General features: G+C 30.5%; 9 protein-coding genes. 2 read left to right on the top strand and 7 right to left on the bottom strand.

From position 1 onward, the window contains the following. Positions 1-245: 245 nt before the first annotated feature. Positions 246-677, bottom strand: a complete 432-nt coding sequence (locus HNR33_RS07600; protein ID WP_429081896.1) for a hypothetical protein — start codon at positions 675-677, stop codon at positions 246-248. A 772-nt stretch (positions 678-1449) separates the two neighbouring features. Here HNR33_RS07600 and HNR33_RS07595 point away from each other — a divergent pair. Together HNR33_RS07595 and HNR33_RS07590 are read left to right on the top strand one after the other, a co-directional pair. Then, on the top strand, positions 1450-2325 hold the full coding sequence (locus HNR33_RS07595; protein WP_429081895.1) for a hypothetical protein: 876 nt from the start codon (positions 1450-1452) through the stop codon (positions 2323-2325). 167 nt (positions 2326-2492) lie between these two features. Continuing rightward, positions 2493-2987 (top strand): hypothetical protein, encoded by a 495-nt coding sequence (locus HNR33_RS07590; protein ID WP_429081892.1) that lies wholly within the window; start codon positions 2493-2495, stop codon positions 2985-2987. Positions 2988-3242: 255 nt separating this feature from the next. Here HNR33_RS07590 and HNR33_RS07585 read toward each other — a convergent pair whose 3' ends face one another. From HNR33_RS07585 to metK, 6 genes are all read right to left on the bottom strand, one after another. Continuing rightward, positions 3243-3386, bottom strand: coding sequence for a YvrJ family protein (locus HNR33_RS07585; RefSeq protein ID WP_429081889.1), 144 nt, complete (start codon positions 3384-3386; stop codon positions 3243-3245). A 61-nt stretch (positions 3387-3447) separates the two neighbouring features. Continuing rightward, complete coding sequence (locus HNR33_RS07580; RefSeq protein WP_429081887.1) at positions 3448-3666, bottom strand: DUF2922 domain-containing protein; 219 nt, start codon at positions 3664-3666, stop codon at positions 3448-3450. Between the two features lie 33 nt (positions 3667-3699). Continuing rightward, positions 3700-3924, bottom strand: coding sequence for a DUF1659 domain-containing protein (locus HNR33_RS07575; RefSeq protein WP_429081886.1), 225 nt, complete (start codon positions 3922-3924; stop codon positions 3700-3702). 56 nt (positions 3925-3980) lie between these two features. Then, a complete protein-coding gene (locus HNR33_RS07570) occupies positions 3981-4556 on the bottom strand; it encodes a sigma-70 family RNA polymerase sigma factor (RefSeq protein ID WP_429081885.1) in 576 nt (191 codons plus the stop codon). A 387-nt stretch (positions 4557-4943) separates the two neighbouring features. Beyond that, positions 4944-5267 (bottom strand): hypothetical protein, encoded by a 324-nt coding sequence (locus HNR33_RS07565; RefSeq protein WP_429081883.1) that lies wholly within the window; start codon positions 5265-5267, stop codon positions 4944-4946. Between the two features lie 61 nt (positions 5268-5328). Further along, positions 5329-6519 (bottom strand): methionine adenosyltransferase, encoded by a 1191-nt coding sequence (metK, locus tag HNR33_RS07560; RefSeq protein WP_429081881.1) that lies wholly within the window; start codon positions 6517-6519, stop codon positions 5329-5331. Positions 6520-6550 lie beyond the last annotated feature (31 nt).

Genomic DNA, 6550 nt, shown 5'->3' with positions numbered 1-6550 from the left:
TTGCGAAATCTTTCTGTTTTGTGTATAATTCATACTAGAATACCTCCTGTTATTTAAATTTAAGGGTCAGTTTTTCACGTGAGATTATCTGACACCTCGTATTTTAACAGGTGGTATTTCTTTTTTCAAAGTTCATTTTTATTTATTACAGGAATGCTCCTTGTTAAAAAGTATTGTTTTCTATGTAATAACATAAATGTATATATATAGCAAGTCTATTTTGTTTTTTTATAATCTATTTGATATTAACTACGCGGTTTTAATATTAGTGATTCCTTGTTTTCTTTATTTCCATTCCATATTATTTGTACCTCTATGACTTCATCTGGTGTAAATGTCTCCATATATTCTGTATCTCTATATTCTGAACCTCCATGTGAAAAAACTTTTTCTGAAGGTGGACTATCAAACATTATCTCCTCTGCTCCTGTTCTCTTACCTTTATTGGTTTTATAGACATACTTTAAATATTTAACAGAACTAAATTCCTCTAAGCTGTTTTTGTAACTTATATTAAGCTCATGTCGTGTCTCATGTGAGCAATCGTTTTCTTTTGGAAGTCTAGAAATAGTACATACATATTCACCTATCCAATGCTCACTTTCACCATACAATTTGTATTTTTTTTCTAATTTAGGGTTGATGGTATCTTTTACAGTGAATGAATAGAAAAGCATAGCTATAAATACTAGTATTATTCAACTTAATAAAAAACTTTTTTTATGCATTTTTACCTCCCTCCTTATTGCGTTTGTTATAAATACTATAGGACAAGTAAAGGAGACAACGCAATAATTATTAAAGTGGATTTCTAACAGTTCAACTTCACCATATAATAAAATTGGATACATGTCAAATGTTGGTTATTACAATAAAGTAATAACCAACATTTAACATAATATGTAACACTGTCGTTTTAGGGAACACAAAGCCTTTATCGATGTCTTTTTTTCTTATCTTAATAAGTTAGAAAATACAGAGTATTTAAATCAATTATCAACTCAATTATTGCAAATTAGTGAAAAAATAGAAAGATTATCTGAAGAAGATAAAAGAAAAGTTATTGAAAAAATAGAAAATTTAAAGCCAGGAGTATTAAGTGAGCTCTATAATATGTTATGAAATTATATTTAGCATCAAAAAATTTCACCACAAACATAAATAATATTTTTACCTATCTACAAATTTTTACATAAAAGTATTATTGTTTGTGATATGTTAATATGTAACAATAAATAGACAAACTTAAAACTTAATTAAAAAAGTGAGGTGACTACATGATTAAAATAAGAGCTCCTAGTAAAACGAAAGTCCTAAGACTCATTATATTACATAAAAAACACAATGATTATGCTAAAAGACTATATTCTTAGTATGTTATTAAGAATCAAAATGTAAATCAAGACAAAGATTACTTAATATTTTTAACAAATTTAGGGGGTACATATTATGAAAAAAACTATAAGCTTTATAATCATTATGGTTTTAGTTTTTAATTCCATTGGACCTGTAGCGCTTGCAGCAAGTAATAGGAATATACTTAGAGATTCTTCCAATGATGACTTTAGTATTAATGCATATGAAACCAAAGACAATTATATAATATATCTAAGTAAAAACAAACACCAATCAATATCCAAATATGATACCAATACAATTGGCATTGCAGAAGAAAAAATCATAATACCAAAAGATACAGAAGACATGACTTTTACTATAATTTCTAATGGTATAAGTACCATATATGACGCTACAGATTATATTATTGAAGAAGAGAGTAATCAAACGTATTCTTCAAGAGGAACTTTACCAGGTCCAGAATGGGATTACATCAAAAACTTTAATGTTTATGGAGACATTGTAAAATACTATGAAGGCGAGTGGATAGGTGAAGGAATTGTAAAAAGAACATTTACTTTTTCAGAAAATCCAACAGTATCTATAGTATTAGGAGTATTGGTTACTGCATTTAAAGCATATTTAGCTGCACAAACAATAGGTATTTCACTGCTTGCAGAAGCAATTGTTGATACACTTGTTATATACTACTTACACTCAGGATATCTTCATTTTAGTAGACTTTATACAGAAGCAAAAATAGTATATGAAGGAAGACTTGCAATATTAGATCAAACAAATGAAGGTTATTATTTATATAAGGGACAGCCATTTGCGCTGGTAAGAGCTGATAATGATGATGTTATAAATGTAAATTATGACTTTGAACCTATAATAGGACCAGATCATTCAAATTATTTTACTAAAGACTATCACTTCGTTGACTACGCATATTACGAAATAACACATGGAAGATCTAATTATTAACTAAAATAATAATTTATATGGTATATCTCAAACCACAGTAAATATAGTTTGAATTTTTACTGTGGTTTGAGATAAAAAAGCTGATAGTTTAACTTAACTGTAACAAGCTTCCAAATATTTATGAAATAAGTCAAAAGAACATAATTCTAGAATAAGGTGATAAAAATATGAATAAACTTAACAATGAACATAGTCTAGCTAATATTTACAAAAGTCGCATGATTATTATTATAGGCTACATAATTATACTATTGATAATTAATATAATAAATAATAAGATTTATAATGGAATTATCAACACTTATATATTTGTCATATTGTGTCTTCTTGGCGCGCTATCAAATGGTAAAGATTTAATATATAAGAGAAAAAAGAATAGGATGAAGATTATCTTTGACAGTGTATTAATATTGATAATATTATGTATATTCCTATTAGTGCTACCACCATATACACACAAAAAGGCAATCAATAAAATAATAATGGATTCAAGCAAAACATCAAATATTAATATTAAATATATAAAAACATGGAATGCACCAATAAAAAGAAAAAATCAGTACTTTATAAAATATCATTATCAATTAATTTTTAGAGAAGGATATAGACAAATAGATTACTTGTTTGACCCTAAAACAGGATCTTATAAGATTATAAACTAAGATTACAAAAAACAAATTGTAAGCTTTCCCTTTTTACCAAGAACTCTTTTTTCAATTTTTGCTTTTCCAGTGTCATGAAAAAGAGCTGCAGCAAAAAGTTCTGCAAGCTCCGTTTCATTTAGATTAAGGCTAAATCCAATTTTAAAAGAAGTTTGTGCTTCTCTATAGGAATGTACTTTCTTTTTCTGCAGTAACTACAGTGTTTATTACAGTTCCTTAATGTTATTGAAATAATAAAAATATAGATGTGCAGTTCTACTTCACTGATGCTATTACTTTAGAAAGCTCATTTATACTATCTGTCAGCTTATTAAGCTTTCCTTCTATTCGTACCAATAAAAATATAGAAACAGCTATTGGAAAGCCTAAATTAGCTATCTGAGTATATATCTCTTCCATTATAATACCACTTCCTTTCTATTCTTTATATAGCAAAAGCCGGAACAAGTCCGGCTTTATACTATAATGTAAGCTCCTGTACATCTGTAGTGATAACTCGTGCTCCTGCTACAGCCACAAGATCCCCACCTGTTGCATTAAACAGGTTTTTAGCTATTATGTTGTCCATTGCAGTCTTTACTTCTGCTTCAGTTAAGTCTGCTCTTGGAGCGTCTATTGATATTCTCGCCTTACCATCGATTTGATTCTTGAATGTCATCTCAAGTTTTCTATCTGCCACATTACCACCTCCTTTCGACTATCATTGCTTTAACTACATTTGAGTGATTTCTATCTCGTCTATTCTTCTAACAGAAATGAGAGATAGTTCTTGCAATTCAGCTAATGAGTTTGCCACATCATAGACATCATCATTTATTGCTGTAGATTTTACTTTTGAAAAAGTCTTTGATTTAATTATTGGCTTACCCTTTTCATCAACTCCTGCATCAAGCTGAATCTTGAATTTAGAATCTTGAGCTACTGTATTCACTGCCATCCTTCTCACCTCCCTTCTAATACATATATAGAAAATGGGAAGTGTTTTTACTATGCTTAAATAATATTTTCTGTCATTAATTTTTTCAGCTTATTTAGTGCTGTAATTCTGGTATTTACAACAGTTCTATAAGAAATACCGTATATATTAGCAATAGTGCATAGGGGTTTTTCTTCAATATAATATAGAGTGACTATATCTCTCTGCCTATTTGTAAGCTGTAATAGACTTGTGTACAGCTCATGCAGTTCCTCTTTTCTAATAGTTTTTTCTTCCTGAGATAAACTATCATCAGCTATAGTATCTATTAGCTCGATTCCATCATCCGTAAAAAGCTCTTGGTTAAGAGAAACGGTACTTTCAGTAGCTTTATGCTTATTAAGATAATGAAATTTAAGTGTAAGCTTTATATATCCTAGAAGATATGCACCTTTACCAGGATCATAGTCTTTCATACATCTTAAAATAACCTCATAACCCTCTTGTATCAAATCATCATATTGATTATATCTGTTGTAGTATGACTTGATTGAAGATATTATGGCTGGTCTAAGCCTCAATAAAAGCTCTTCCTTTGCACCCATATCTTCAGTTAGGCTCTTCTCGTAAAGCTCTTCTATTTTACTATACATATATATCCTCCATAGAAGAGGCGCCTCTTGATATTTACCGGTAGTTAGATAATATCGGATTTTAGTGAAATGCTTAAATGGGGAGTATGGGGAAAGTCACGTGAATATGAATATAAGTAAATAAAGAACGTTCATGCGATGATGATTTTGAGAAAACTATAGGCTTATAAAAGAAAAAATCTTAAAATTTGCAAACTCGCTCCGAAAAACACTCCGCTCAGACATGCAAATTTCTTAACAGATTTTTTCTCTTCTTTCACCTAGTTTTCTTAACAAAATTACATAAGCATTCTCTTATCTTTATTTATTCATATTCAAGCAATATTTTTATTTCAAGCTCAATTATCCATAAAGCCTTATTGATTAAAGAGTAAAAAATAAGAGAAGCTAAAAGTCTTCATATGACTTCTCAGCTTCTCCTAAACTTTGTAATACCCTGTATTCAATTTGTATATTATCTCTTATACTGTTAATTATCCTCAGTATGTCTGTATCCTGTTGTTCCAAAATCAATACTATGTGATTAAAGTTCTTTTTAAGTGAATTTAGAATATATTCCAGTTCCTCTGCGTTATTTACCATTACTTCAATCTTGTGATCAATACTTGTATTTCTCCTGTTTGAGATATCTATAAACACGTTTTTTATGAACTCGATCACACCATAGATAAAAAATACATAAACGAAAACTGTAAAAATCCATACCATCATAGCATTCATCCTTTTTAATAAGGTTATATATTATATTATGAATAGTTACAGTTTATGTTTCCTACTTTCCTAGTCCTTCTTTTTTAAGAATTTCAGCTTTATCAGTTTTTTCCCAAGGAAGGTCAAGGTCTGTTCTTCCAAAATGTCCGTATGCAGCTACTTGCTTGTATATAGGTCTTCTAAGGTTTAAGTCTCTTATGATAGCTGCTGGCCTTAAATCAAAGTATTTTTGAATTAATTCTTCAATCTTACTTTCTTCGATTTTGTTTGTTCCAAAAGTATCAACTAGCACTGAAACAGGATGTGCTACTCCTATTGCATAAGCAAGCTGAACTTCACATTTATCTGCTAATCCTGCTGCTACAACATTCTTAGCAACATATCTTGCCGCATAAGCTGCTGATCTGTCTACCTTTGTAGGATCTTTTCCTGAGAATGCTCCACCACCATGACGAGCATAGCCACCATAAGTATCTACTATTATTTTTCTTCCTGTAAGACCAGCATCTCCTTGAGGTCCACCAACAACAAATCTTCCAGTTGGATTGATATAGTACTTTGTATCTTCATCTAGTAATTCTCTAGGTACTATTTTATTAATAACATGATCTCTTAAATCTCTAGCAATAGTTTTTAAATCTACTTCTGGACTGTGTTGAGTTGATATAACGACTGCGCTAACTCTAACAGGTTTGTTATCATGATACTCAACAGTTACTTGTGTCTTTCCATCCGGTCTTAAATAATCAAGAGTTCCATTTTTTCTTACTTCACTTAGTCTTCTAGAAAGCTTATGAGATAACGATATAGGCAGTGGCATAAGCTCTGGCGTTTCATTACATGCGAAACCAAACATTATCCCTTGATCTCCTGCTCCGATTAAATCCAGATCATCTTCTGCTCCGGACTTATGCTCTAATGCTCTGTTTACGCCCATAGCTATATCAGGTGACTGCTCATCAATAGCAGTAAGTACCGCACATGTATCACCATCAAAGCCGTATTTCGCTCTAGTATACCCAATATCCTCTATAGTCTTTCTTACAACCTTAGGAATGTCTACATACCCTTCTCTTAGAGAAATCTCACCTGCTACTAAAACTAATCCTGTAGTCACAGATGTTTCACAAGCCACCCTAGCCTCAGGATCAGTTTCTAAAAACGCATCAAGAATAGCATCTGAAATCTGATCACATATTTTATCTGGATGTCCTTCTGTTACCGATTCTGAAGTAAATAACCACTTTTTCATTTTAATTATCCTCCTCCAATGTAATATACTT

This window comes from Brassicibacter mesophilus (genome assembly GCF_050433385.1).
Taxonomy (GTDB): Bacteria; Bacillota; Clostridia; order Tissierellales; family Proteiniboraceae; genus Brassicibacter; species Brassicibacter mesophilus.
The sequence above is the reverse complement of the archived record's forward strand: the minus strand, read 5'-3'. Positions and strand labels throughout refer to the sequence as shown.

Bases quoted from the DNA above. Each gene is read 5' to 3' on its own strand.
- HNR33_RS07600 (WP_429081896.1), bottom strand. From the start codon at position 677: ATGCTTTTCTATTCATTCACTGTAAAAGATACCATCAACCCTAAATTA.
- HNR33_RS07595 (WP_429081895.1), top strand. From the start codon at position 1,450: ATGAAAAAAACTATAAGCTTTATAATCATTATGGTTTTAGTTTTTAAT.
- HNR33_RS07590 (WP_429081892.1), top strand. From the start codon at position 2,493: ATGAATAAACTTAACAATGAACATAGTCTAGCTAATATTTACAAAAGT.
- HNR33_RS07585 (WP_429081889.1), bottom strand. From the start codon at position 3,386: ATGGAAGAGATATATACTCAGATAGCTAATTTAGGCTTTCCAATAGCT.
- HNR33_RS07575 (WP_429081886.1), bottom strand. From the start codon at position 3,924: ATGGCAGTGAATACAGTAGCTCAAGATTCTAAATTCAAGATTCAGCTT.
- HNR33_RS07570 (WP_429081885.1), bottom strand. From the start codon at position 4,556: ATGTATAGTAAAATAGAAGAGCTTTACGAGAAGAGCCTAACTGAAGAT.
- HNR33_RS07565 (WP_429081883.1), bottom strand. From the start codon at position 5,267: ATGATGGTATGGATTTTTACAGTTTTCGTTTATGTATTTTTTATCTAT.
- metK (WP_429081881.1), bottom strand. From the start codon at position 6,519: ATGAAAAAGTGGTTATTTACTTCAGAATCGGTAACAGAAGGACATCCA.